Genomic DNA, 25,504 nt, shown 5'->3' on the forward strand with positions numbered 1-25,504 from the left:
GCGGTTGCTTGAGCAGGATGGGGTACTGCGGACGGGTTGTGACGTGCGGGCCGTCCGTGGCTGGTCGCGCCCACGCGGCGGAGCCGCACATGTCACAGCCCCGCGCCCATAAGGGGGCGCCTGACCTGGGCTCCGATAGGCACAGGGGCCGCGTTTTTCGTAGCAAGGAGTCTCAGTCGTGAGTGAGCAGGCCGAGTGGAGTGAGCCGGAGGCGGTCGCCGCGGCGGTGAGCGCCCCCGTCACCCCTGCCGACACCGCGGACGCGGCACGGCTCGTGGCCTTCGGGCTGCAGCCAAGGACGCAGCCCGCGCGGGACCAGGAGTACGCCGAACTGCTGCGCCGGTACCGCGAGGATCCCCCCTTCGCGCGGCTCGCCGACGCCGTGGCCACCGGGCTCGGGCTCGTCGTCCTTGAGGTGTCCCCGCGGGCCGGCATGGCGGTGACCGCCGCCGAGGACTCGGTGTTCGCCGTGCGCATGGGCGACTACGCGCGACGGGCGTCCGCCGACTCGGGCGACCGGTTCCTGCACGGCCTCGCCCACCTCGCCGTCGCGGCTCTGGCCTTCCCGAGGCCCGAGGACCTCGCGGACGACGGATACATCGGGCGCGTGTCGGTCAACGGCGTCGACGCGTTCGTACGGCAGGCCTGCCGGCGTCTGGAGGAGCGGGCCGAGGAGCAGGGGGAGAACACCGACCCGGCCACGGACGCGCCGGGGCTTGAGGCCGCCTGGCGGATCTGGGCGCGCCGCAGCTCCGCCGGGGCCACCAAGGACGCGCGCAGACTGGCCGGTTCCACCACCGGCATCGTCGGCAAGGCGGCCGCGTTCCTCACCGACTCCGGGTTCCTGCAGCGCACCGGGGACGACGCCGGCGGCACGTACCGTACGACCGCCCGCTATCAGCTCCAGGTGCGGGACATGGCGGGCAGCGCCGCCCTCGCCGAGCTGCTGGAGCTGGGTGTCGTGCCGGTGACCGACGGCACCGCGAGCCTGATGCCTGCCGAGGACACCGACGATCTGGAGCTGGCCGCCGGCGCCGGGCTGCCGTTCCACTCGTAACCGCCCGACCCCCTCCACTTCCGTCCCGTCACTTCCCCCACACCGCTTACGACTACGAGAGTCCGCCATGTACGAGCTGTCCCGGGTCCGCCTCTACTCCATCGGGCCGGCCGGTGCGCGTTACGCCGACACCGTGCTGGACCTGCGCGGAGTCGGCGGGCTTGTGCCCGACCCCGCGCCCATGCAGGCGGAGTTCTTCGAGGAGGAGCCCGTCGGGCCGCCGCGCCGCCCCGCGCCCGCCGGTGTGCTCTTCCTGGAGAACGGCGGCGGCAAGTCCGTACTGCTCAAGCTGATCTTCTCGGTGATGCTGCCCGGTCACCGGAACACCCTGGGCGGCGCCAGCTCCGGTGTGCTGCGCAAGTTCCTGCTCGCGGACGACTGCGGGCACGTGGCGCTGGAGTGGCAGCACACGCTCACCGGCGAGTGCGTCGTGGTCGGCAAGGTCAGTGAATGGCGCGGACGGCAGGTCTCCAACGACCCGCGGAAGTTCGCCGAGGCCTGGTACTCCTTCCGGCCCGGTCCCGGGCTGAGCCTGGACAACCTGCCGGTCGCCGAGGCCACCGCCGTCCGGCCGCCGGTGGAGGGAGCCTCGGGCGCGCAGGGCAGGCGCCGCACCATGAAGGGCTTCCGGGACGCGCTCACCGAGGCCGGCAAGGCGTACCCGCACCTCGAAGTGCACTGGGAGGAGATCCACGACCGCTGGATCGAACACCTCGGCGACCTGGGCCTCGACCCCGAACTCTTCCGCTACCAGCGCGAGATGAACGCCGACGAGGGCGAGGCCGCCGGCCTCTTCGCCGTCAAGAAGGACTCCGACTTCACCGACCTGCTGCTGCGCGCGGTCACCGACACCCGGGACACCGACGGCCTCGCCGACCTGGTGGGCGGATTCGGCAACAAGCTGGGACGACGGGCCGAGCTGATCGCCGAGCGCGAGTTCACCGCCGGATCCGTGGACCTGCTCGGACGGATCGTGGAGGCGGCCGGAGCGCGCTCCCACGCGCGCGACATCCACACGGCCGCCGAGCGGCGTACGCGCACCCTGGCCCGGCGGCTCTCCGCGCGCGCCGTGCTGGAGCGGGGCCGCACCGGCGACCTGGCCCAGCAGGTCACCACCGCCGCCCAGCGGGTCACCGAGGCGGAGGGTTCCCGGGAGCGCAGTGCGCTGATCGCGGCCGAACTGGCCTACCGGCACGCCTCGTTGGCGCTCGCCGCCGCCGAGAAGGGCGCTGCCGCGCAGAAGAAAAAACTCGCCGACGCGCGCACCCTGCACTCGGCGTGGCAGGCGGCGGAAGCCGTGCTGCGGCACCGCGCGGCGGCCGACCGCTCCACACGGGTGGCCGCCGCGATCCTGGAGGCCGAGCGGGACGCCGCACCCGCCCTCGCCGCCCGGGCCAGGGCCGCCGTCGACCTCGTACGCGCCCTGCACGCGGCTGCCGAAGGGGCCGAGTCGGCCGCCAACGAGCAGGAGGAGCGGTCCAGTTCGCTCCAGGAGGTCGGGGAGGCCGCCCACCGGGACGCGACGTCCGCCGCCACCGAGGCGCAGCGCGCCCGCAGCGAGGTCGGCCATCTGCGCCAGCGTCTCGGCGAGGTCGAGCAGGAGACCGCCGAGGCGGTGCGCGCGGGCTGGCTCGACGACACCGCCCCCGACGCCGACCCGGCCCGCGCCGCGCTCGCCGCCAGCGACGCCGAGAAGACGGCCGTCGCCGCCTGGGACACCGCGCGCGAGGCGTCCCGCCGCACCGCCGACCATGCCAGGGAAGCCGCGTCCACCGAGTCCCGGGCCGAGCTGACGGCGGCCCGCGCGGCCGACGCGGCGACGGCGGCCGAGCACGCGTACGACGCGGAACGGCGGATCGCCCAGGCACTTGCCGGGGAGGAGCGGCTCGCCGAACTGCTCGGCCTGCCGGGAGCCTCCGGCGGTTCGGGCGGCTCCGGGCGCCCCTCGCTGCCGGGGCCCCGGCAGGCGACCGCCCCGGACGCGAGCGCCGACAGCAGGGGGACGGCAGCCACGGCAGGCTCCGACGACAGCGAGGCCGACGGCCCCCTCGCCCCCCGGGAGCTGGACCACTACGCCGACGAGCTCCGGCAGCTCCTCGACGACACCGTCACCTCCGCCGAACGACAGCTCTTCGAGCTGCGGACCGCCGCGGCCGACGACTCCCGGATCCTCGGCGCGCTCGGTGACGGCGGGCTGCTGCCGCCCGGCCCCGACGTGCTGGCCACCGTGGAGTACCTGGGCGAGCACGGCATCCCCGCGCTTCCCGGCTGGCGCTACCTCGCGCAGGCCGTCGACCCCGTCGACCACGCGCGCGTACTGGCCGCCCGGCCCGAACTGGTCGACGGCGTGATCATCACGGACCCGGAGACCCACGCCCGGGCCCGCGACGCCCTCACCGACGCCGCGCTGCTCCCGCGCTCCACGGTGGCCGTCGGTACGGCCGCCGCACTGCTCGCCCCGACCCCGGCCCCCGGCGCGGGCGGGGACGACGTCTTCCTCGTACCGCCGAACCCGGCCATGCACGACGAGCACGCCGCCGACGAGGAGCGGCAGGCGCTGCGGAGGCGCGCGGCCGAACGGGACGACGAGATCCGCGAGTCGGCGGCCCGGCTCGCCAAGGACCGGGAGCTCGCCGCGCGGCTCGCCTCCTGGCGGACGGGCTGCCCGGCGGGACGGCTCACCGAACTGGCCACGGCGGCCGGTGACGCGCGCACGTTCGCCGAGGAGGCCGAGGCGGAGCTCGCCGAGGCACGTGCCGTGCGGATCGAGGCCGACGAGGCGGCGGCCGAGGCGGCCCTCGTGCGGGACGAGCGGCAGGAAGCCGCACAGCGGGCCCGGCGCGCCGCCGACGCGCTCGCCGGACTCGCCTTCCGGCTGCGCGAGCGCGCCGGCTGGCAGGTCAAGGTACGGGAACTCGCCGACGAGGCGGCCGAGTCGGAGGCCCGCGCCCAGGCCTGCCTGGAGCGGGCCCGCGCCGCGGACGAGGACCGGCGCGGCACCCAGCGCGCCGCCGACGACGCCCGGCGCACGGCCCGTGCGCTGCGCGCCGAGCGCGCGGAGATCGCGGGCGCCCCCGACGACCTGCCGGAAGAGGAGTCGGGAGCCGCGAAGTCGTCGCTGCCCGCCCTCCGCGAGGCCTACCGGGCCGCCTCCCAGCTGTACGAGAAGGTCGGGGTCGGCGCCGACCTGCGCGCCGAACAGGCCCGGGCCGAGAGCGACGAGAGCACCGCGCTCACAGAGCTGAACCGGCTCACCAACAAGGTGCGTACCCGGGCCGCCCAGCTCCTGGAGTCCACCGACGGCTCCGACGGACCGTCCCGGCAGGCGGCCGTGGCCCGCGCCGAGGAGCTGGTCCAGCTCCTCGAAGGCCGGGTGTCGACCGCGAGCGAACAGCTCGGCCGGCTGCGCGGCGAGGCCGAACGGCACGCGCCCGAGGACGCCGACGCCCACACCGGGCTGCCCGATGACCTCGTGCCGCGCGACGCCGAACACGCACAGGGTCTGCTGCGCACCGCCACCGGCGAACTCGCCTCCCGCACCGACGCGTTGAGCCAGGCGCGCGCCGCGCACACCGAGCTGCTCGACGCCCACCACGCCGCCGAGGACGCGGCCGGCGGCTTCGACGAGACGGCCGCCCTGCTCCGGGACCTCCTGCGGGAGCACACGGACGACGAGCAGGAGGAGACCGAGCCCTACCCCGGCACGCTCGAAGAGGCCAGGCGGTCCGCCGCCGAGGCCCGCCGCTCCCTGCGCGGTTGCGCGACCGACCTCTCCGCCGCCGAGGCGGCCGTGCGCGAGGCGAGCGACATCCTCGTACGGCACGCCAACTCCACGCGCTACGAGCAGGTGCGCACCCCCGCGCGTCAGCAGATCCGGGACCTGCCCGCGTCCGCGCTGCCCGAGCACGCGCAGAAGTGGGCGGACGCCTTCGCGCCCCGACTGCGCGTCCTCACCGACGAGTTGGCGCAGCTGGAGCGCAACCGCGACTCGATCGTGGACCGGCTGCGCGGGCTGGTCGAGTCCGCGCTCGCCACCCTGCGGTCGGCCCAGCGGCTGTCCCGGCTGCCCGAAGGGCTGGGGGAGTGGTCGGGGCAGGAGTTCCTGCGGATCCGCTTCGAGGAGCCCGATCAGGCCACGCTCGCCGAGCGGCTGGGCGAGGTCGTCGACGAGGCGACCAGGGCGGCGGTCAAGAAGAACTCCGACCTGCGCCGCGACGGAATGTCGCTGCTGCTCAGGGGCGTCGGCGCGGCCCTCCACCCCAAGGGTGTCGCCGTCGAGATCCTCAAGCCCGACGCCGTACTGCGCGCCGAGCGCGTCCCCGTCGGACAGATGGGCGACGTGTTCTCCGGCGGGCAGCTGCTCACCGCCGCCATCGCGCTGTACTGCACGATGGCCGCCCTGCGCTCGAACGACCGCGGCCGGGACAAGCACCGCCACGCCGGCACGCTGTTCCTGGACAACCCCATCGGGCGCGCCAACGCGACGTACCTGCTGGAGCTGCAGCGGGCCGTCTCCGACGCGCTCGGCGTCCAACTCCTCTACACCACGGGCCTGTTCGACACGACCGCGCTCGCCGAGTTCCCGCTGGTCATCCGCCTGCGCAACGACGCGGACCTGCGGGCGGGCCTCAAGTACATCAGCGTGGAGGAACACCTGCGGCCGGGCCTGCCGAGGGAGGTGCCCGCAGGCGAGGCAGCCCACACGGAGATCACCGCGACCCGCATGTACAAGAGGCCCACACCGAGTGCCCCTTGAGGGGCGCGGGGAACTGCGCGGCCGGCCACAACGGACCCGCAGCGACCTGTAACCGCGCGGCGGTGGGGAACTGGCGGCCCGGTGGGGGCTGGTCGCCAGTTCCCCGCGCCCCAAAGGGGCACGCCCTACGCGTCCTCCTTCAACAGGTCCGCGCACTTCTCGCCGATCATCATCGTCGTGATGCACGGGTTGACGCTGACGAGATCCGGCATCACCGACCCGTCCGCGACCCGCAGCCGCTCCACCCCCTTGACCCGCAACCGCGGGTCCAGCGGGGCGGACGCATCCCCCTCCGCACCCATCTTCACCGTGCACGACGGGTGGTAGACGGTGTTGTGGGTCCTGTGGATGTAGTCGAGCAGCTCGTCGTCCGTCCGGACGTCCGGCCCCGGGGCCAGTTCGGCCCCCGCCCACCCGCTCAGCGCGGGCTGCGCGGCGATCCGCCGGGCCAGCTTCAGCCCGTACGTCATCACGCGCGCGTCGTGCTCGTGCGTGAAGTACCGCGGATCGACCCTCGGCTTGTCCCGGTAGTCGCGGGTCCGCAGCCGCACCGTGCCGCGTGACTTCGCGCGGGTGACGTTCGGCGTGAGGCAGAACGCGTTCTCGGAGGTCGGATAGCCCCACCGCGCGGTGTTCATGTCGAACGGCACCGACCCGTAGTGGTACATCAGGTCGGGCCGCTCCAGACCCGGTTCGGTGTCGTAGAAGATGCCCGCCTCCCACCACTGGCTGGAAGTGGTCGTCATGGGCTGCTTGGCCTCCCACATGATGACGCCCTCGGGATGGTCCTGGAGATTCTCGCCCACGCCGGCCGCGTCCACCACGACGTCGACGCCGACCTCGCGCAGATGTCCGGCCGGCCCGATGCCCGACAGCATCAGCAGTTTCGCGCTGTCGATCGAGCCGCAGGACACGATCACCTCGCGCCTGGCCCGTACCGTCCGGGTGTGGATCAGGTCGGGGTCCAGGTACTCGGCGCCCACGCAGCGCCGCCCGTCGAGCACGAGTTTCTTGGCGCGCACCCCGGTCCGTACATCGAGGTTCGGGCGCTTGCCGAGGATCGGGTGCAGATACGCGACCGACGAGGACTGCCGGATGTTGTTCTCGTCGGAGTTGATCTGGAACCAGTTGGCGCCCCGGACGACGGTCCTACCCGAGTTGAAGGGTGTCGTCGGGATGCCCTCCTGGGCGCAGGCCTCCAGCAGGGCGGTGCCGCACGGGTCGTCGCTCTTGAGCGTACGCAGCTTCACCGGGCCGGTGCGGCCGTGGTGCTCGCCGGGGGCGTCGTTGTTCTCCAGCCGCCGGTAGAGCGGGAAGAGTTCGGCCGCACTCCAGCCCGTACAGCCCGCGGCGGCCCAGTCGTCCAGGTCCTCGGCCGGTGCCCAGAAGGCGATGCAGGAATTGTGCGAGGAGCAGCCGCCGAGCACTCTGGCGCGGGCGTGCCGCATGAAGCTGTTGCCGCTGGCCTGCGGCTCGACCGGGTAGTCCCAGTCGTAGCCGGACTCCAGCAGCCCCATCCAGCGCTCCAGTTTCATGACGGCGTCGTCGCCGACGTCACTGGGTCCGGCCTCCAGGACGCAGACCGTGACGGCCGGGTCCTCGGAGAGCCGGGCCGCGACCACATTGCCCGCGGTGCCCCCGCCCACCACGACATAGTCGAACTCGTCTTCGATCATGGTGAGTTGACCTCCTTCGAGTCTTGCGTCGTTCGGTCCTGGAGCCGGGCGCTCAGTCGGCCGTGGGTGTGGCCGCCGGTGACGCGGGCGGGAGGGGCGTGTCGGTCGAAGCCCGGTACTGGTGCTCCGCCAGCACCCCCGTGCGGTGCCGCTGCACGAACCAGTAGTAGGCGAAGCCGCCGCCCATCACGATGCCGACGAACAGGACGGCACCCCACCGCAGATACCAGTGGTACGGGGCGGCCGCGTTGTAGACCGCGGCGCGCGGCCAGATCAGGTTGATCATCATGGCCGTGCCCCACACGACGGCGACGATGTTGACGGGCAGTCCCCAGCGGCCGAGCGAGAACCTGCCCTCGCCCGCGGGCTGCCACTTGCCGCGCAGCCTGGCCACCAGCATGGGCCCGGTGACCAGCAGATACGCGAGATAGATCAGGATGATGCCGATACTGGTGACCACGGTGAAGATCTGCGGCTGGCGGATGTTGACCACCAGGATCCCCAGCGCCAGGATCCCGATGATCACCGCGGGCAGGATCGGGGTCTGGAAGCGCGGGTGGACCTTGGCCAGCTTGGAGGAGGCGGGCAGGTTGTTGTCCCGTGCCATCGCGAAGGCCAGCCGGATCGCCGCCGTGTGCACGGCCAGGGCGCACACGGTGACCGCGATGAACACGCACCACAGCATGGCCTTGCCCGCGTCCTCACCGAGCACGTTGAGGACGACGTACTGCAGACCGTCCGTGGACAGCCGGTCACCCTTCAGGCTGGACACGCTCATCAGCGCGAGCAGCAGCACGAGGCCACCGAGGACGAACGAGGCGACGATCGCGCGGATGATGGCGCGCGGCGCGTTGCGCGACGGGTCGAGGGACTCCTCACCGAGCGAGGCGGCCGTGTCGAAGCCGTACATCACGTACGCGGACGCCAGCGACGCGACCAGGAACGCGCCGAAGTAGCCGCCGGGCTGGCCCGCGCCCGTGCCGTTCGTCTCCAGCACGACCCCCGGACCACGGGTGATGTGGACCGCGAACAGCACGATGAGTACGACGGTCGCGATCAACTCTATGAACACACCCGCGGTGTTGATCCTCGCCATCAGTTTCACGCCGAGGGCGTTCACCAGCGTGGTGAAGACGATCAGGACGGAGGCCAGCAGCACGGCGTTGGTGGCGACGTCGTACTTCCCCGTGCCGTCGCCCACGAACTGGAAGGCGGAGGAGATCTGCGGAAGCGTCAGCTGGTACGCGAGGGCCACGGCCGCGATCGACACGACCGAGGCGATCAGCATCGTCCAGCCGGCCAGCCAGCCTATGTGCGGATTGCCTATCTTCTTGGACCAGTTGTAGACGGAACCGGCCACGGGATAGCGGGCGGCGAGTTCGGCGAAGCAGAGCGCGACCATGAACTGGCCGACGAACACCATGGGCCATGACCACCAGTAGGCGGGCCCGCCGCTGCCGTAGCCGAAGTAGAAGAGCTGGAAGGTACCGGTGAGGATGGAGATGTAGCTGATGCCGGCGGCGAAGGTGTGGAAGTTGCCGAGCGTGCGCTTCAGCTCGGGCTTGTAGCCGAACTCGTTGAGCTCGGAGTCGTCGTGGCCGTGCCTGTCGTCGGGACCGTGCTTACCGGCCGGCTGCTCCGATGGTTGCTCGGTGGTGGTCATGAGCGGCCTCCTGGGGAAGGGGGAGTTCTCCCGGGCGGGAGGGGGAGTGCGGCTCGTGCGGGGTCGTCGGTGAAGACTGGATCTTATGGCGCCGGAGGCCGGATCCCTACGGTGAAGTGCGGTGGATTCTGCGCTGGTTGTGCTGATCCCCGTACTGACGACTCACGAGAACCAGCCCTGCGGACTCGGATTCGTCGTGCGCCAGATGTGCTTGGTCTCGCGGTATTCGGCGAGGCCCGCAGGTCCGAGTTCCCGCCCGAACCCGGACTGCTTGTAGCCTCCCCACTCCGCCTGCGGGACGTACGGGTGGTAGTCGTTGATCCAGATCGTGCCGATGCGCAGCGCCGACGCGACGCGCTGCGCCTTCGCCTCGTCGGACGTGAAGACGCCGCCGGCCAGGCCGTAGATCGTGGCGTTGGCCAGGCGTACCGCCTCCGCCTCGTCGGCGAACCGCTCCACGGTCAGTACCGGTCCGAACGACTCGTCCTGGACGACGGACATCCCGCCGGAGCACTCGTCGAGCACGGTCGGCGGGTAGTAGAAGCCCTCCGGGTGCGGGGGCTCGGTCGGCCGCTGCCCTCCGCAGCGCAGGACCGCCCCCTCCTCCAGTCCCTTGGCCACGTACGCCTCGACCTTCGCCCGGTGCACGGCCGAGATCAGCGGACCGGTCTGCGCCCGCTCGTCGAACGGCCCGCCCAGCCTGATCAGTTGGGCCCGGCGGACGACCTCGTCGACGAATCGGTCGTGCAGGGAGTCCTCGACCAGCAGCCGCGCCCCGGCCGAGCAGACCTGCCCGGAATGCAGGAAGACGGCCGTCAGCGCCATGTCGACGGCCGTCTCGAAGTCGGCGTCGGCGAAGACGATGTTGGGGTTCTTGCCGCCCAGTTCGAGGGCGACCTTCTTCACCGTGCCGGCCGCCGCGGCCATGAGTCTGCGTCCGGTCCGCAGACCGCCGGTGAAGGAGACCAGGTCCACGTCCGGATGATCGCCCAGCGGAGCGCCCGCCTCCGGGCCGGCGCCGAGGACCAGGTTCGCCACCCCGGCGGGCACCCCGGCCTCCTCCAGGAGACGCATCAGGTGGATCGCGGTGTGCGGGGTCAGCTCGCTCGGCTTGAGGACGAAGGTGTTGCCCGCGGCCAGCGCGGGGGCGACCTTCCACGCGGTCTGGAGCAGCGGATAGTTCCAGGGGGTGATCAGCGCGCACACACCGACCGGTTCGTGTACGACCCTGCTGTCGACGCCCTCCGTGCCCGTCTCCACGACCCGGCCGGACTCACTGGCGACGAGCCGCCCGAAGTAGCGGAAGCAGTTCTCGATGTCGTCGATGTCGTACTCGCTCTCCACCAGGCGTTTGCCGGTGTCGAGAGACTCCGCGCGGGCGAGTGCGTCCTTGTCACGGGCGAGCAGATCGGCGACCCTCAGCAGCAGATCGCCGCGTTCGTTCGCGGGGGTCCGCGGCCAGGGGCCCTCGTCGAAGGCGCGGCGCGCGGCCGCGATCGCGTCGGCGGTGTCCTCGCCGCCCGCCTCGTCGACGACCGCCACGAGCGATCCGTCGGCCGGACAGCGGATCTCACGCGTACGTTTCTCCCGCGCGCCCGTCCAGGTCCCGCCGATGTAGAGATCCGCCATCCCTGCCTCCCAGCATGCCTATGAGCCACTCGTGGAACACCCCGATGTGGTGCTCGGTGGGCACCAGCACCCCGCCCCCGCGGTAGGCGCGGGACGCCATGGCGGGCTGCGTTCGCTCGCACGCCTCGAAGTCCTGGGCGTTGACCCGGTGGAAGAGCTCCACGGACCTCGACACGTCGGCGCCCGACTCGACGACCTCGGGGGCGTAGAGCCAGTCGCACTCCACGATCGTCCGGTCCTCGGCGAGGGGGAACATGCGGTGCAGGATGACATGGTCGGGGACGAGATTGATGAACACGGTGGGTTTGACCGTTATCGCATAGTAACGACGGTCCTGATCCTCCGCGACCGCAGGCAGCCGTCCGAATCCCTCGCTGCCGTCGACCGTGAATCCCTTGACCCCCTCGCCGAACTCGGCGCCGTGGCCCACGTAGTACTGGGCGGCATAGCCGTCCGCGAACTCCGGCAGCACATCGGTGAGTTCGGGGTGGATGGTCGCGCAGTGGTAGCACTCCATGAAGTTCTCGACGATCAGCTTCCAGTTCGCCCGCACGTCATAGGTGATGCGTTTGCCGAGGGCGAGGTTCTCCGTGCCGTAGTGCTCGATGGCCGCCACGTTCCCGAGCCGTTCGACGGCCGCGCCCGTCACCGTCTCCTCGAAGGACGGCGGTTCGGCGGCCAGACACACCCAGGCGTACCCGAGCCACTCCCGCAGCGCGACGGTGACCAGCCCGTACTCCGTGCGGTCGACGTCCGGCATCCTCACCAGGTTCGGCGCCGCGATCAGCTTCCCGTCCAGGCCGTACGTCCAGGCGTGGTACGGGCACTGGAGGGTGCGCCGGACCTCGCCGGCCTCCTCGGTGCAGAGCCGGGCCCCGCGGTGTCGGCAGATGTTGAGGAAGGCCCGCAGCTCACCGGTACGGGACCGGGTGATGAGGACGTTCTCGCGGCCCACCTGGACGGTACGGAACGCGCCCGGCCTGGCGAGGTCGGCGACGCGGACCGCGCAGAACCACATCGACTCGAAGAGGTGCTCCTGCTCCTGCCGGAAGATCTCCGGATCGGTGTAGTAGCGCCCCGGCAGTGTGCTGATCAGACTCGGCGACAGCTGAGCGGAAGCGGAAGCGGAAGCAGAGGTAGAAGCGAAAGCAGAAGCGTCGGCAGAAGCGGAGGCGGCGGGGACGGAGGATATGGGGGTCGTCGTCACGAGAGGGCTCCTCAGGCGGGCGCGGCGGCGAGACGGCGGGGGTCGAACAGGCCGATCGGGTGACGGGTGGTTCCCGTGAGGGCCAGATCGGCGAGGATCTCACCGACGACCGGCACGAACTTGAAGCCGTGGCCGGAGAAACCGCACGCCACGGTCACAGACTCGGGATGCGCGGGATGCCGGGCGATGACGAAGTGCTCGTCGGAGGTGTTGGAGTACATGCAGGTGGCGGCCTTGAGGAAGGTGCCGGGCAGGTCGGGGATACAGCGGGACATATGGTCCGCCATCGCCCGGATCTCGTCCTCGTGGACCGTGCGGTCGATGGTCTCCGGCGTGCAGATCTGCCCCTTGCGGAAGAAGGCGACCTTGGCGCCCAGCTCCGGCCCGTCGATGGACGGGAAGCCGTACACCTGGACGCCGTCCGCGTCCTCCCAGATGTAGATCGGGTGGTTCCCGTGCAGGAACGGCCGGACCCCGCCCCTGGGCTGGAACCAGTACATGACCTGCCGCTCGATGGTGAACGGCACGCCGAGGTCGGTGAGCAGCCGCGGCGCCCACGCGCCCGGGCAGATCACCAACTGGCCCGCCGTGTACGTGTTCTCGGCCGTGTGCACGCGTACGCCGTCCCGGTACGGTTCCCAGCGGGTCATCGGCTCGTCGAAGTGCAGGTCGGCGCCCTGCCGGGTGGCGAGCTGCAGATGGGCCGCGACCATGTTCTCGGGACGGACCAGGCCGGCCTTCTTCTCGAAGAGCCCGACCTCGTCGTCCTTGGGAGCGAGGGTGGGGAAGCGGCGGCGGATCCCGGCCGCGTCGAGCATGTCGTGGGGCAGGTCCCACTGGGTGGCCGAGCGCAGCGAACCGGCGACGGTCAGGGAGTCGGGCCGGCCGATCATCACGCCACCGCACAGGGTGGCGATGTCCCGCCCGGTGGCGCGCTCCACGTCCTCGTACAGCTCGTACGCGCGCAGCAGCAGGGGCACGTACGCCGGGTCCTCGAAGTAGGACTGCCGGGTGATCCGCGAACCCCCGTGACTGGAACCGCGGTTGTGCACCGGCCCGAACTTCTCCAGCCCGAGCACCCGCACACCGCGCGAGGACAGATGATGAGCGGCGGCACTGCCCATACCGCCAAGACCGATGACGATGACGTCGTAGGTGGGGGACACAGAAACCTCCGTCTTGTCGAGCGCCGCAACGAACGGCACAGCCTCCGGCTCCCAGGGGCACGGCGAACGGGCCAGTTCTCGGTTTTTTAGGGGCGCGGGGAACGGCGCAGTCTTTGTCTTTCGGGGGCGCGGGGAACGGCGCAGTCTTTGCCTTTCAGGGGCGCGGGGAACGGCGCAATCTTTGGTCTTCAGGGGCGCGGGGAACGGCGCGACCAGCCCCCACCGACCCGCACCCGCCCCACAACCCCCTCGCGAAGCGATCAACACCGAATACGGCCCATCTTCGGATCGAAGACCGGCTCCTCCACCACCGTGGCCCCCACCTTCTCCCCGAAGTACTCGACAGAGACCCCCGCCCCCACGGGCAACACCGGCAACCACGCATACGCCACACACCGCCCCACCGAATACCCGTACGCCGCACTGGTCACATACCCCGCGGGGACTCCGCCGACGTACACGGGCTCCTTACCGAGGACGACGGACGACGGCTCGTCGAGCAGCAACGGCGTGAGCCGGCGCACAGGCTCCCCCTTCGACCGCAGCGCCCCCGCCCCCATGAAGTCCCCCTTGTCCAGCCGGACGGCGAACCCGACCCCCGCCTCGTACGGATCATGCTCGTCGGTCATGTCCACACCCCACGCGCGGTACCCCTTCTCCAAGCGCAGGCTGTTGAACGCGGAGCGCCCGGCGGCGATCACGCCGTGCTCCCGGCCCGCCTCCCAGAGCGTGTCCCAGAGGTGAAGCCCCAGGTCGGCGCTGGTGTACAGCTCCCAGCCCAGCTCACCGACGTAGCTCAACCGCATGGCGGTGACCGGGACATGGCCGACGTACGTCTCCTTGGCGCGGAAGTAGCCGAAGCCCCCGTGCGAGAAGTCGTCGCGCGTGAGCGGCTGCACGAGCGCGCGGGCGAGCGGCCCCCAGACACCGACGCAGCACGTACCGGACGTGATGTCCCGGACGTGTACGCCGTCGGGGGCGTGCCTGGTCAACCAGTCCAGGTCCGCCGGGGAGTTGGCACCCACCTGGAAGCGGTCGGGGCCGAGCCGCGCGACGGTGAGGTCGGAGCGGATGCCCCCCGACTCGTCCAGGAGCAGCGTGTAGGTGACCGCGCCGGGCCTCTTGCGGAGGTTGTTGGTGGTCATGCCGTGCAGGAAGTCGAGGGCGCCGGGGCCGGTGACTTCGAGGCGGCGCAAGGGGGTCATGTCGTAGAGCGCGACCTTCTCGCGGGTCGCCCGTGCCTCGGCCGCCACGACGGGCGACCAGTACCGCGCCGACCAGGCGTCCCGCGCGGGCACGTCCAGCCCGGCGGTGAGCGGCGCGTTCGCCTCGTACCAGTGCGGACGCTCCCAACCGCCCCCCTCCAGGAAACACGCTCCGAGTTCCTGCTGGCGGGCGTGGAACGGGCTGACCCGCAGGGGGCGCGGCCGCTCCAGCGGCTGGAGCGGATGCAGGACGTCGTACACCTCGACGAACTGCCGCGAGCCGCGCTCCCTGATGTACGAGGGCGAGCGCTGGGCGTCCTCGAAGCGCGTGAGGTCGCACTCGTGGGCGTCGATCTCGGGGCGGCCGTCGATCATCCACTCCGCCACGGCCTTGGCGACACCGGCCGAGTGGGTCACCCACACGGCCTCCGCGAGCCAGAAGCCCCGCAGCGCACGCGATTCGCCGAGGACCGGCATGCCGTCCGGAGTAAAGGAGAAGACGCCGTTGAAGCCCTCCTCGATCTCGCTCCCGCGCAGCGCGGGCATCAGCCGGCGGCAGTCGTCCCAGCTCGGCGCCCAGTCCTCCTCGGTGAAGGGGAACGAGGACGGCATCTCCAGGTCGTTCGCACGCGCCTCGTCGTAGCCGAGGACCGTGAACGGGTCCACGGGGAGCGGCCGGTGGGCGTAACTGCCGATGCCGACGCGGTCACCGTGCTCACGGAAGTAGAGATCACGGTCCTGGAAACGGAGGATGGGCCGCGACGCCTCCGCGACTGCCGCCGCCGTGTCGGCACCGGCAGCCCGGGGGAGTGGCTTCGTCCGCGCGTACTGGTGGGCGAGCGGCTGCAGAGGTACGTCGACGCCGGCCATGCGGCCGATGACGGGCCCCCAGAATCCGGCCGCCGACACGACGTGGTCGGCGGGGAAGACGCCCCGGTCCGTGACGACGGCGGTGACCCTGCCGTCCTCCTGCTCGATCCCGGTGACGGTGTGCCGGTCCAGGAAACGGGCGCCGCGGCTTGCGGCCCGTTCGATCTGGGCGCGGGCCGCGAGCAACGCGCGGGCCAGACCGTCGTCGGGGGTGTGGAAGCCGCCGAGGACCATCGATTCGTCGATCAGGGGCCAGAGTTCCTTGCAGCGGGCCGCGCTCACGATCTCGCCGCGTACGCCCCAGGAGGCGGCGTAACCGGCCCTGCGGTGCAGCTCGGCGAGGCGCTCGGGCGTTGTCGCGAGCTCCAGGCCGCCCACCTGGTCGAAGCAGGAAACGCCCTCCACCTCAAGGGAGCCGAACTTCTCGACCGTGTACCGGGCGAAGGCCGTGAGGGTCCTGGACGGACTCGTCTGGAAGACCAGGCCCGGTGCGTGGGAGGTGGAGCCGCCGGGAGCGGGCAGCGGACCCTGTTCGAGGACGGTGACGTCGGTCCAGCCGCGGGCGGTCAGCTCGTCCGCGAGGGAGCAGCCGACGATGCCGGCGCCCACGACGACCACGCGGGGGCCGGCGGACTCGTGGACGTTGACGGACTCGTGGAGGTCGACGGACTCGTGGGCCCTCACAGGACCACCACCGAGCGCAGCACCTCACCGCGATGCATGTTCGACAGCGCCTCCTCGACCTGGTCGAGCGCGATGGTCTCCGAGACGAACGCGCCCAGGTCCAGCAGTCCGTAGAGGTACTGGTCGATGAGGAACGGGAAGTCGCGGCTGGGCAGACAGTCGCCGTACCAGGAGGACTTGATCGCGCCGCCGCGGGAGAACACGTCGATCAGCGGCAGTTCTATCCTCATCTCCGGGGTCGGAACGCCGACCTGCACCAGCAGACCCGCGTGATCGCGCATGTAGAAGGCCTGCTCGAAGGTCTCCGGGCGGCCCACGGCGTCGATGGCGATGTCGACCCCGAAGCCGTCGGTGAGCGCGCGTACGGCCTCGACCGGATCGGTGCCACGGGAGTTGACCGTGTGGGTGGCGCCGAACCTCTCCGCCCGGTCGAGCTTCCTGTCGTCGATGTCGACGGCGATGACCTTCATGGCGCCGTTGAGGCAGGCGCCCGCGATGGCCGCGTCCCCGACGCCGCCGCACCCGATGACGGCGACCGAGTCACCGCGCCCGACGTTGCCGGTGTTCACCGCCGCGCCGTAGCCGGCCATCACCCCGCAGCCGATCAGGCCGGCGGCCTCGGGGCGGGCCGCCGGGTCGATCTTCACGGCCTGGCCCGCCGCGACCAGGGTCTGCTCGGCGAAGGCGCCGATGCCGAGCGCGTTGCTGAGCGGGGTGCCGTCGAGGAGGGTCATCGGCTGGGTGGCGTTGCGCGAGTCGAAGCAGTACCAGGGGCGGCCACGGCGGCAGGAGCGACAGGAACCGCAGGGGGCCCGCCAGGCGAGGACCACGTAGTCGCCGGTTCTGAGGTCGGTGACGCCCTCACCGACCGCCTCGATCGTGCCGGCCGCCTCATGGCCCAGCAGGAACGGGAAGTCGTCGGTGATCGCGCCCTCGCGATAGTGCAGATCCGTGTGGCAGACCCCGCAGGCCTGCACGGTGACGATCACTTCGCCCGGACCGGGATCGGGAACCACGATCGTCAGCACCTCGACGGGTGCGCCCTTCTTCACAGCGACTACGGCACGGACCTCGTATGGCACGACCTAGCTCCTCTGCTGTTGCGCAGTGCACTATGGGTTGCGCTATGAGGAACATAGTGAGAACGCCTCCGCAGGGCCGTCAAGAGGTACGGGTTAACCCTTGGCAAAAGGAACCGGCGCCCCGAAATCTGTCCGACACACACGAGCGCGGGGCCAGGTGTGCCCGACCCCGCGCCGTGTCGCGCCCAGTGGTTCGCGCCGTGTCCGGGGTCCGTACGAAGCCCGGTGTCCGGCTCCGGCCGCGTCCGGACCGCCTCCGTCGGAGCCCGCTGTCCGGCTCGGCTCCGAAGCCGGTTCCGTGCCCGTACGGGTCCGGCGTCCGTACGGGTCCGGTGTCCGACTCCGTTCCGGGGCCGGTTCCGTGTCCGTCCGCGGGTGCGCCCGCGCTTCCGTCAGAAGCCGTACCCCATCCGGCGCGAGAGGTCCATCGCGGCCGCGACCGTGCGCTTGGCCAGCTCCGGCAGCCGGTCCGGGTCCAGCCGGTACACCGGCCCGGAGACGCTGATCGCGCCGATCACCTTGCCGTCGTGCGCGCGCACCGGCGAGGCCGTGGCGGCCAGCCCCAGCTCCAGCTCCTCCAGCGCGAAGGCGTAGCCCTGCTCGACCACGGCCTCCAACTCGGCGCGGAGCGCGGCCGTCCCGGTGATCGTGCGCTCGGTGAAGCGCGGCAGGGTCCTGGCCAGCAGCCCTTCGCGAAGTGTCGGCGGCAGATGGGCCAGCAGGACCTTGCCGCTGGAGGTGGCGTGCAGCGGGGTGCGCCTGCCCAGCCAGTTCTGCGCCGTGACCGACGCGGCGCCACGGGCCTGCATGATGTTGACCGCCGCGTTGTCGTCGAGGACCGCGATGTTGACGGTCTCGCCCAACTCGTCCGCGAGTTCGCGGCAGACGGGCACCCCCTCCTGCGAGATGTCCAGACGCACTGCCGCCGCCCCCGCGAGGCGTAGTACGCCGGCCCCCAGGAAGTACTTCCCGCGATCCTTCGCCTGGGCGACCAGGCCGCGGTTCTCCAGCACTCCCAGGAGCCGGAAGGCCGTGGACTTGTGCACCTCAAGTTCGTCGGCGATCTCGGTGACGCCCGCCTCGCCGAGCCGGGCGAGGATCTCCAGCACGCTCACCGCGCGGTCCACCGACTGGACGGCGCTCCCCGCGCCCCGGCTCTGCTTCTCCGGTGTCTCCCCTGTGTGGTCGGCCTGCTTCTGAGTGCGGGTCATATCTCAACTCTCACCACCTGGCGGCCCGCTTTGAGCCGCATCTGCCGGAAGCCCTTGACGCGATGGGCATCCCGCGCGGATTCTGTTGCGCATAGCGCTCCCTGGTGCGCCATGCGAAACATCATGTTATCGAAGAGTCCGTGACCTGGAAGGTCTCGGACCAGACCGGACCTGTGAGGTCCAGGACCGGGTCCTGGACCGAGAGGGGGGCCCGTGATTCCCGTCTGCCGCCTTGATGACCTCCCCGCGGGCGAATCCGTCCGTGTCGACACCATGCCGCCCATCGCCGTGTTCAACGCCGACGGCGAGCTGTACGCCATCGACGACACCTGCACCCATCAGGACGCGTCGCTCTCCGAGGGGTGGCTGGAGGACTGCCTGGTCGAATGCCCCTTGCACGCCGCCTCGTTCGATCTGCGCACGGGACTGCCGACGTGTCTGCCCGCGCGCCGCGCCGTCCGCACCCACCGCGTCACCGTCGACGACGGCGTCGTCCATGTCCACGTGGCAGCGAAGGAGGACACGGCGGCATGACGATCCTCCACGCGAGAGGCACGACAGCGCGCCCCTCCGGGCTCCACCTTTTCATGGGCTCCGCCCGGCATGCCCCCGAGAGCCCCACGCGCCTCCCGTCGCAGGGCACGGGGCGTCCAAGTACCCGCGCCGATCACGACACCGGTGCCACGCCGACCACCGCCGGGCCGGTGACCGTATCCGCCGGGCGCAGGGGCGCACATCGGTCGTGGATCTGGCCGAATGCGGCAGGGGGACATCTTTACGCCCTCGCCGCCCGTCTGCCTGTGCGGGCCGGTGGGGGCGGGCCGCGCAGTTCCCCGCGCCCCTGTCGGGGCGCAGCCCCGCCATACAAGGGCGCGGGGAACTGCGCGCTCAGCCCCCACGCACCTGCACGCGACGGCAGGCCGGTAGGAGGCGGTCGCACCACGCCGGTTCTCGAAAGCGCGCGATCCGCGCCCGTCCGGAAGGAATCAGCCGTATGAGGACCGTCATCGTCGTCGGGGCCTCGCTCTCCGGGCTGTACGCGGCCCGTGAACTGCGCGCCCAGGGGTTCGACGGGCGGTTGGTGGTCGTCGGAGACGAACCGCACCGCCCGTACGACCGCCCTCCCCTGTCCAAGGACTTCCTCACCGGCCGCTCCGGCGAGGACGGACTGGCCCTCAGCGACAGCGAGGAAATGGCCGGACTCGACGCGGAGTGGCTGCTCGGCACCCGCGCCCGCGGCCTCGACGCCCGCGGTCGCACCGTCCTCCTGGACGACGGCCGCACCGTCTCCGGCGACGGCGTCGTCATCGCCACGGGAGCCTCGGCGCGCCGGCTGCCGGGACCCGAACCTGCCGGAGTCCACACCCTGCGCACCCTCGACGACGCCCGCGCTCTGCGCGCCGAACTGACGGCGGGTGCCCGCCGTGTCGTCGTGATCGGCGGAGGTTTCATCGGCGCCGAGACCGCGTCCTCGTGCGCCGGACTCGGCCACGACGTCACCGTCGTGGAGGCGGCTCCGCTGCCGCTGGTGCCCCAACTCGGCCCGCAGATGGCGGCCTTGTGCGCCGCACTGCATCGCCGCGGTGACGTCGACCTGATCACGGGCACGGGTGTCGCCGCACTGCGGGGCACGGTCGCGGTCACCGGAGTGGAACTCTCCGACGGCCGTCTCCTTCCTGCCGATGTCGTGATCGTCGGCATCGGTGCCGTCCCCAACACCGGCTGGCTGGTGGGCTCGCCGCTCGCGCTGCACGACGGCGTGCTGTGCGACGACGGCTGCGTGACGGCTCTGCCCCAGGTGGTCGCCGTCGGAGACGTGGCCCACGTGGGCGGAACCCGAGCCGAACACTGGACCAGCGCCACCGAGCAGCCCCGGATCGCCGTGCGCAACCTGCTGGCCGGGTACACCGCGGAGACCGTGCGCCCGCTGCCCTACTTCTGGTCCGACCAGTACGGCACGCGGATCCAGTTCGCCGGACGGCGGCTCGACACCGACACCGTCCGCATCGCGGAGGGCACGGTCACCGACGGAGTACCGGGCGAAGGCGGCCTGCTCGCGCTGTACGAGCGCGAGGGCCGGACGACCGCGGTGCTGTCCGTGGACCGCGCCCGCCCCTTCATGCGGGCCCGGCGTGCACTGGGCCGCGGAGCGGGCGCGATGGAGACGGTGTCCTAGGACGCGACAAGTCGGTCTCCTAGGACGCGTGACGCGTCAGGAGTGCGACAACTGCCCCGCCCCGCCCCTCCGGCGTATCCGCTCCTTGGTCCGCTCCGCCGACCGCTCCAGACGCCGGGTCCTGCGCCGCTCGCGCCGCAGTGCCCGGGCCGTGCTGCTCGGCTCCGACACCACGCCGTGGCGCTGGTTCCACACCTGGCGCGTCACCCAGACGTCCAGCGCGCCCCACGTGGCCACCACCGTGCTCGCCACGGCGCTCAGGACCATGGGGAACGCGAGCCAGGAGCCGGCCAGCGTGCACAGGAAGGCGACCATCGCCTGGATCAGCGTGACGGCGATGATGATGACGGCGCGCACCGCGGACGTCCGCACGGGATCGGGCAGCCGACGCCTGTTCGCGGGCTCCTCGACCCACAAGGGCCGGTAGTACACCTGCTCCTCGGCCTCGGTGAGCAACTGCTCCGCGGCCTCCGGCGCCCGGTCGTCCCCGCTTCTGGCGAAGGGCTTCGCCCCGGCCTCCGTCACAGCCCCGGTCCTGCCCTCTCCCACGGCCCTGCTGCCCGCCTTCGTGGCGGACACGGCCCCTGCCTCTGCCGTCGGCCCGGGTCGGGCCTCCGCCGCGACCAGGGCTTCCCACCTGGCCTTCGCCACGCGGTCCGCTTCCGCCGCCGCGAGGTTCATCGCCGCGAGATCCGCCGCGATGTCGGCCTGAATACCCCGACCCGGGATGGGTGAACCCCGCTCCGCCTCCGCGACCGTCGTGACGCCCGTCCCGGGCGCCCCGTACCGCTCCGCCGTGCCCATCAACCTGTCACTCCCCACCGCCCGACAGCCGCTCGCTCCGGTGTCACGAGACTCCGGCTCCCCATCGGCTGCCCGGCTTGCGCTGTTATACGCCCCCTGGGCGCGGCATCCGGCACCTGCAGCCGATTCCGCCTCCAACTTCCATACAGACAGACGATCGACGTAAGCCGAAGATTCCCGGCAACCGAAAAATTTCGGCCAACCGGTCTGCCACACGGACTCGATCGCACAGCTTTCCCCGTGTCGGATTCAGGGAGGCAATCTCCCGCAATGAACGGACAACTGCGGATGTCTCGTTCCGGATACGCGCCGAGTCGGCTCGGACAGGCTCGGACAGGCCTTCGAGATACCAGTGCGTCGGTAGTAGGCTCACGCCGTTTGTTGCCGTACATGTGTGCCCCCGGCCTCGGGGGCCGAGCTGGGGGAGGCCATGCGCTTTCGCGGGAAGTCCATCCGCCGGAAGATCGTGGCGCTGCTTCTCGTGCCGCTGGTTTCCCTGACCGGGATCTGGGGCTTCGCCACCGTACTCACGGGCCGCGAGGTCAACCAGCTGTTCGACACGACCTTCATCGTGCAGGAGATCGGCTATCCCACCGAGGACGTCATCAGCGTCCTCCAGGCCGAGCGTCGGCAGACCCTCGTCTATCTCGCCGACCCCCGGGCCTCCGACGCCCTCACCGATCTGCGCCGAACCCGGACCGCCACCGACGAGGTCGTCTCGAAGATCCGCAGGAACGCCAGGAACACCGACGTACGAGACGAGCTGGGTTCCGACACCACCGAGCGTCTCACCGCGATCCTGGACGCCTTCGACGGCGTCGGGTCGCTGCGTCAGAGCGTCGAGGACAACACGGTCACCCGCGCCCAGGCCCTGGACCTCTACAACCGCCTGGTGGACCCCTGTTACATCCTCCTGAGCAACCTCCAGGTCCTCGACAACGTGGACGTGGACAAACAGGGCCGCGCGCTCGTCAACATGTCCCGCGCCCGTGAACTGCTCGCCCGCGAGGACGCCCTGCTCGGGTCCGCCCTCGTCGTCGGCAGGGTGACCCGCGACGAGGCACGCGACATCTCCGACCTCGTCGCCCAGCGCGCGATCCTGTACGAGATCAACCTCCCGCAACTGCCCTCCGCCGAACGCGTCCGCTACGAGCGCTACTGGAAGAACGCCGCCACCGCGCCCCTGCGCGTGGCCGAGCAGTCCGCCCTCGCCTCCGCGCCGGACACCCCACGTGGAGTCACCGCGAAGAGCTGGGACGGCCTCGCCGACGGGGTCCTCGACGGCCTCGACAAGTTCAACACCCAGGCGAGCGACCGCTTCCAGGACCGCGTCCGCCCCGTCGCGGTCGGCGTCATCGTCAAGGCGGCCATCGCCGGCGTGCTCGGCCTGGCCGCGGTGCTCATCTCGCTCTTCATGTCCGTACGCATCGGCCGCAGCCTCATCCGCGACCTGCGCCGGCTCCGCCAGGAGGCCCACGAGACCGCAGGCGTCCGGCTGCCCAGCGTGATGCGCCGCCTCTCGGCGGGCGAACAGGTCGACGTCGAGACCGAGGTCCCGCGCCTGGAGTACGAGAAGAACGAGATCGGCGAGGTCAGCCAGGCGCTCAACAGCCTTCAGCGGTCCGCCGTCGAGGCCGCGGTCAAGCAGTCCGAACTGCGCAGCGGGGTCGCCGACGTCTTCGTGAACCTCGCCCGCCGCAGCCAGGTCCTGCTGCACAAGCAGCTCACCCTCCTCGACACGATGGAACGCAGGACCGAGGACACCGACGAACTCGCCGACCTCTTCCGCCTCGACCACCTGACGACCCGTATGCGCCGCCACGCGGAAGGCCTGGTGATCCTCTCCGGAGCGGCCCCCTCCAGGCAGTGGCGCAAGCCCGTCCAGCTGATGGACGTCGTACGCGCCGCCGTCGCCGAGGTCGAGGACTACGAGCGCATCGAGGTCCGGCGGCTGCCGCGGATGGCGGTCACCGGATCCGCCGTCGCCGACCTCACCCACCTGGTGGCCGAACTCCTGGAGAACGCCACGGTGTTCTCGCCGCCGCACACGGCCGTACAGGTGCTCGGCGAGCGCGTCGCCAACGGTTTCACCCTGGAGATCCACGACCGCGGCCTGGGAATGGCCGCCGAGGCGCTCCTCGACGCCAACCTCCGTCTCGCCGAGACCCCCGAGTTCGAGCTGTCCGACACCGACCGGCTCGGTCTCTTCGTGGTCAGCCGGCTCGCCCAGCGGCAGAACGTACGCGTCTCCCTGCAGCCGTCCCCGTACGGCGGGACGACCGCGGTGGTCTTCGTGCCCGACGCGCTGCTCTCGGACGACGTGCCCGACACCAACGGCGTCGGCTTCCGGCTCGACCGGGCCATTTCCTCCAGGAACGCGAAGAACGAGGCCGACGAGGGCCGCCGGGCCGCCCTGTCGCAGGTGCCGGTCACGCTGCCCGGCCTGTCGGCGTCGATCCTCGACGGACCGGTCGAACTGGAGGCGCCCGTCGGCCTGGACGCCCTCGAAGGCTTCCCCGGTGCCCTCGACGACGAGGACGGCGAACACGGCGGCATCTTCCGCCCGCGCCGCTCCATCGCGGGGACGGCGGGGGACGAGACGCGTGAGGCTCCGCGTGAGCCGTCACCGTCTTCCGAGGACGACGAGCAGTCCGGTGTCACGCTGTCGCGCCGCCGCACGCCCAAACTGGTCAGCTCGCACGGCCGTCCCGTGACCCACGGCAGATCGCGGCGCGACGAGTTGACGGACCGCCCGGACAACGGTGAGGTCACGGAACTGCCCCAGTCGGCCCAGACCCAGGCCCAGATCCAGGCACAGGCACAGGATCGGGCCCGGTCCCAGGAGGCGTCCGAGCGATCCGGCGCGCTCGAAGAGCTGCCGAAGCGGTCGAGGGGCGCCAGGCGTGGCCCGGGACGCCGAGAGACCGGGGACCCGCTCGCCGGCCGCAGAGGCGAGGCCGACGACTGGCCCACGGGAACCGGCATCGCCCCGGCGGACCGCGAGCGCCGCCCCGCTCTCGACCGTGGCGTGGACCGCGGCGGCGAGCCGGGCGGAGTGGCGGGCGGGGCGGTCCCGCGCGGACCGGGAGCCGCGGACGGCGGCGCCGGTGAAGCCCCCGCCCTGCCGCAGCGGGGATCGCGTCGCGGGACCGAAGCGAACGGCACGCGTACCGGCACCCCGTCGCCCGGCAGCACAGGCGCCCGCCCCGCCGGACCGGCCGGAGGCCCCGCTTCCGGCCTGCCCCGCCGGGTACGGCAGGCCAATCTGGCCCCGCAACTGAAGGAAGGGCCCGACCGGCGCACCACGGGCGACCCGGCCCGTACGACGGACCCCTCGGAGCGTGACGCGGACGAAGTACGCAACCGGATGGCCTCGCTCCAGCGCGGCTGGCGGCGCGGGCGCGAGGAGAACGCCGAGGGCGACGACGCCCAGGACGGCACAGCACCAGGAACGACTAAGGGAGACGGCCGATGACCGCACCGAAGGCCGCCGGCCACATCACGACCACCACGGCGACGGGGGAGCTCAACTGGCTCCTCGACGACCTGGTGGCGCGTGTCGCCAGCATCCGCAAAGCACTCGTGCTCTCCGGGGACGGCCTCCCCACGGGGGTCTCGACCGATCTGACGAGGGAGGACAGCGAGCATCTCGCCGCCGTCGCCTCCGGGTTCCACAGCCTCGCCAAGGGCGTCGGCCGCCACTTCGACGCCGGCAGCGTCCGGCAGACGGTCGTCGAGCTGGACGAGGCGTTCCTGTTCGTCACGGCCGCCGGTGACGGCAGCTGCCTCGCCGTCCTCTCGGACGCCGATTCCGACGTCGGGCAGGTCGCGTACGAGATGACGCTGCTGGTGAAGCGCGTCGGCGTACATCTCGCCGCCGCTCCGCGCACCGAACTGTCCTCGGGCGGGTAGTGAGTTGGCATGAACGGAGACGGGCAGGAGCTGTCCCACTGGTTCGACGACGAGGCCGGACCGGTGGTCCGTCCGTATGCCATGACACGGGGCCGTACCACCAGCCCCGGCCAGCACCGCCTCGACCTGATCGCGGTGGTGGTGACGGAGGAGTACGCCTCCGACCCGGAGGCGGACAACTCCCTGTCCCCGGAACACGTGGACATCGTCGAACTCTGCCGTGACACCCCCCAGTCGGTCGCCGAACTGGCCACCGAACTCGACCTGCCCATCGGGGTCGTACGGGTTCTCATCGGCGACCTCGTCGAGGACGAACTGGTCCGTGTGACCCGTCCGGTACCCCCGGCGGAGCTGCCGGACGAAAGCATTCTGCGTGACGTGATCAGCGGCCTCCGGGCCCTGTGAA

General features: G+C 71.5%; 16 protein-coding genes. 7 read left to right on the forward strand and 9 right to left on the reverse strand.

Annotation, left to right across the window (positions count from 1 at the left end; genetic code table 11):
* The first annotated feature begins 178 nt into the window (after positions 1 to 178).
* Entirely contained in the window at positions 179 to 1,057 is an 879-nt protein-coding gene (locus tag ACH4DZ_RS41945; protein WP_398294643.1) for a hypothetical protein, read from the forward strand.
* 67 nt (positions 1,058 to 1,124) lie between these two features.
* Positions 1,125 to 5,813, forward strand: coding sequence for a hypothetical protein (locus ACH4DZ_RS41950; RefSeq protein ID WP_398294644.1), 4,689 nt, complete (start codon positions 1,125 to 1,127; stop codon positions 5,811 to 5,813).
* A gap of 125 nt (positions 5,814 to 5,938) precedes the next feature.
* On the opposite strand, the gene ACH4DZ_RS41955 is transcribed toward ACH4DZ_RS41950, so the two are convergent.
* The 8 genes from ACH4DZ_RS41955 to ACH4DZ_RS41990 all read right to left on the reverse strand — a co-directional run bounded on the left by ACH4DZ_RS41955 (position 5,939) and on the right by ACH4DZ_RS41990 (position 18,206).
* Positions 5,939 to 7,489 (reverse strand): GMC family oxidoreductase, encoded by a 1,551-nt coding sequence (locus ACH4DZ_RS41955; protein ID WP_398294646.1) that lies wholly within the window; start codon positions 7,487 to 7,489, stop codon positions 5,939 to 5,941.
* 52 nt (positions 7,490 to 7,541) lie between these two features.
* Entirely contained in the window at positions 7,542 to 9,152 is a 1,611-nt protein-coding gene (locus ACH4DZ_RS41960) for an APC family permease (RefSeq protein ID WP_398294648.1), read from the reverse strand.
* A 162-nt stretch (positions 9,153 to 9,314) separates the two neighbouring features.
* On the reverse strand, positions 9,315 to 10,781 hold the full coding sequence (locus ACH4DZ_RS41965; protein ID WP_398294650.1) for an aldehyde dehydrogenase family protein: 1,467 nt from the start codon (positions 10,779 to 10,781) through the stop codon (positions 9,315 to 9,317).
* Positions 10,723 to 11,889 carry an aromatic ring-hydroxylating dioxygenase subunit alpha gene (locus ACH4DZ_RS41970; protein ID WP_398294695.1) on the reverse strand — a complete coding sequence of 389 codons (1,167 nt, stop codon included), beginning with the start codon at positions 11,887 to 11,889 and terminating at the stop codon, positions 10,723 to 10,725. The genes ACH4DZ_RS41965 and ACH4DZ_RS41970 overlap by 59 nt, the downstream gene beginning before the upstream one ends.
* Positions 11,890 to 11,999: 110 nt before the next feature.
* Complete coding sequence (solA, locus tag ACH4DZ_RS41975; protein WP_398294652.1) at positions 12,000 to 13,154, reverse strand: N-methyl-L-tryptophan oxidase; 1,155 nt, start codon at positions 13,152 to 13,154, stop codon at positions 12,000 to 12,002.
* A 260-nt stretch (positions 13,155 to 13,414) separates the two neighbouring features.
* Positions 13,415 to 15,913 (reverse strand): FAD-dependent oxidoreductase, encoded by a 2,499-nt coding sequence (locus tag ACH4DZ_RS41980; RefSeq protein WP_398294654.1) that lies wholly within the window; start codon positions 15,911 to 15,913, stop codon positions 13,415 to 13,417.
* Positions 15,910 to 16,995 carry an S-(hydroxymethyl)mycothiol dehydrogenase gene (locus ACH4DZ_RS41985; RefSeq protein ID WP_398294656.1) on the reverse strand — a complete coding sequence of 362 codons (1,086 nt, stop codon included), beginning with the start codon at positions 16,993 to 16,995 and terminating at the stop codon, positions 15,910 to 15,912. Before ACH4DZ_RS41985 ends, ACH4DZ_RS41980 begins: the two co-directional genes overlap by 4 nt.
* Before the next feature lie 392 nt (positions 16,996 to 17,387).
* On the reverse strand, positions 17,388 to 18,206 hold the full coding sequence (locus tag ACH4DZ_RS41990) for an IclR family transcriptional regulator (RefSeq protein WP_398294658.1): 819 nt from the start codon (positions 18,204 to 18,206) through the stop codon (positions 17,388 to 17,390).
* Between the two features lie 213 nt (positions 18,207 to 18,419).
* Here ACH4DZ_RS41990 and ACH4DZ_RS41995 point away from each other — a divergent pair, with 213 nt between their 5' ends.
* Together ACH4DZ_RS41995 and ACH4DZ_RS42000 are read left to right on the forward strand one after the other, a co-directional pair.
* Positions 18,420 to 18,740 (forward strand): bifunctional 3-phenylpropionate/cinnamic acid dioxygenase ferredoxin subunit, encoded by a 321-nt coding sequence (locus tag ACH4DZ_RS41995; protein WP_398294660.1) that lies wholly within the window; start codon positions 18,420 to 18,422, stop codon positions 18,738 to 18,740.
* Between the two features lie 460 nt (positions 18,741 to 19,200).
* Complete coding sequence (locus ACH4DZ_RS42000) at positions 19,201 to 20,382, forward strand: NAD(P)/FAD-dependent oxidoreductase (protein ID WP_398294662.1); 1,182 nt, start codon at positions 19,201 to 19,203, stop codon at positions 20,380 to 20,382.
* Between the two features lie 36 nt (positions 20,383 to 20,418).
* Here ACH4DZ_RS42000 and ACH4DZ_RS42005 read toward each other — a convergent pair whose 3' ends face one another.
* Positions 20,419 to 21,009: a hypothetical protein gene (locus tag ACH4DZ_RS42005; protein WP_398294697.1), complete on the reverse strand. Its 591-nt coding sequence runs from the start codon at positions 21,007 to 21,009 to the stop codon at positions 20,419 to 20,421.
* A 607-nt stretch (positions 21,010 to 21,616) separates the two neighbouring features.
* Between ACH4DZ_RS42005 and ACH4DZ_RS42010 the strand changes: the two genes are divergently transcribed.
* The 3 genes from ACH4DZ_RS42010 to ACH4DZ_RS42020 are packed head-to-tail and all read left to right on the forward strand — an operon-like array spanning position 21,617 to position 25,503.
* Positions 21,617 to 24,661 carry a nitrate- and nitrite sensing domain-containing protein gene (locus ACH4DZ_RS42010; RefSeq protein WP_398294664.1) on the forward strand — a complete coding sequence of 1,015 codons (3,045 nt, stop codon included), beginning with the start codon at positions 21,617 to 21,619 and terminating at the stop codon, positions 24,659 to 24,661.
* On the forward strand, positions 24,658 to 25,098 hold the full coding sequence (locus ACH4DZ_RS42015) for a roadblock/LC7 domain-containing protein (RefSeq protein ID WP_398294666.1): 441 nt from the start codon (positions 24,658 to 24,660) through the stop codon (positions 25,096 to 25,098). The genes ACH4DZ_RS42010 and ACH4DZ_RS42015 overlap by 4 nt, the downstream gene beginning before the upstream one ends.
* Before the next feature lie 9 nt (positions 25,099 to 25,107).
* Positions 25,108 to 25,503: a DUF742 domain-containing protein gene (locus tag ACH4DZ_RS42020; RefSeq protein ID WP_398294668.1), complete on the forward strand. Its 396-nt coding sequence runs from the start codon at positions 25,108 to 25,110 to the stop codon at positions 25,501 to 25,503.
* Position 25,504: the final 1 nt, after the last annotated feature.

Origin of the sequence: Streptomyces sp. NPDC017991 (assembly GCF_044328075.1) — a bacterium.
Taxonomy (GTDB): domain Bacteria; phylum Actinomycetota; class Actinomycetes; order Streptomycetales; family Streptomycetaceae; genus Streptomyces.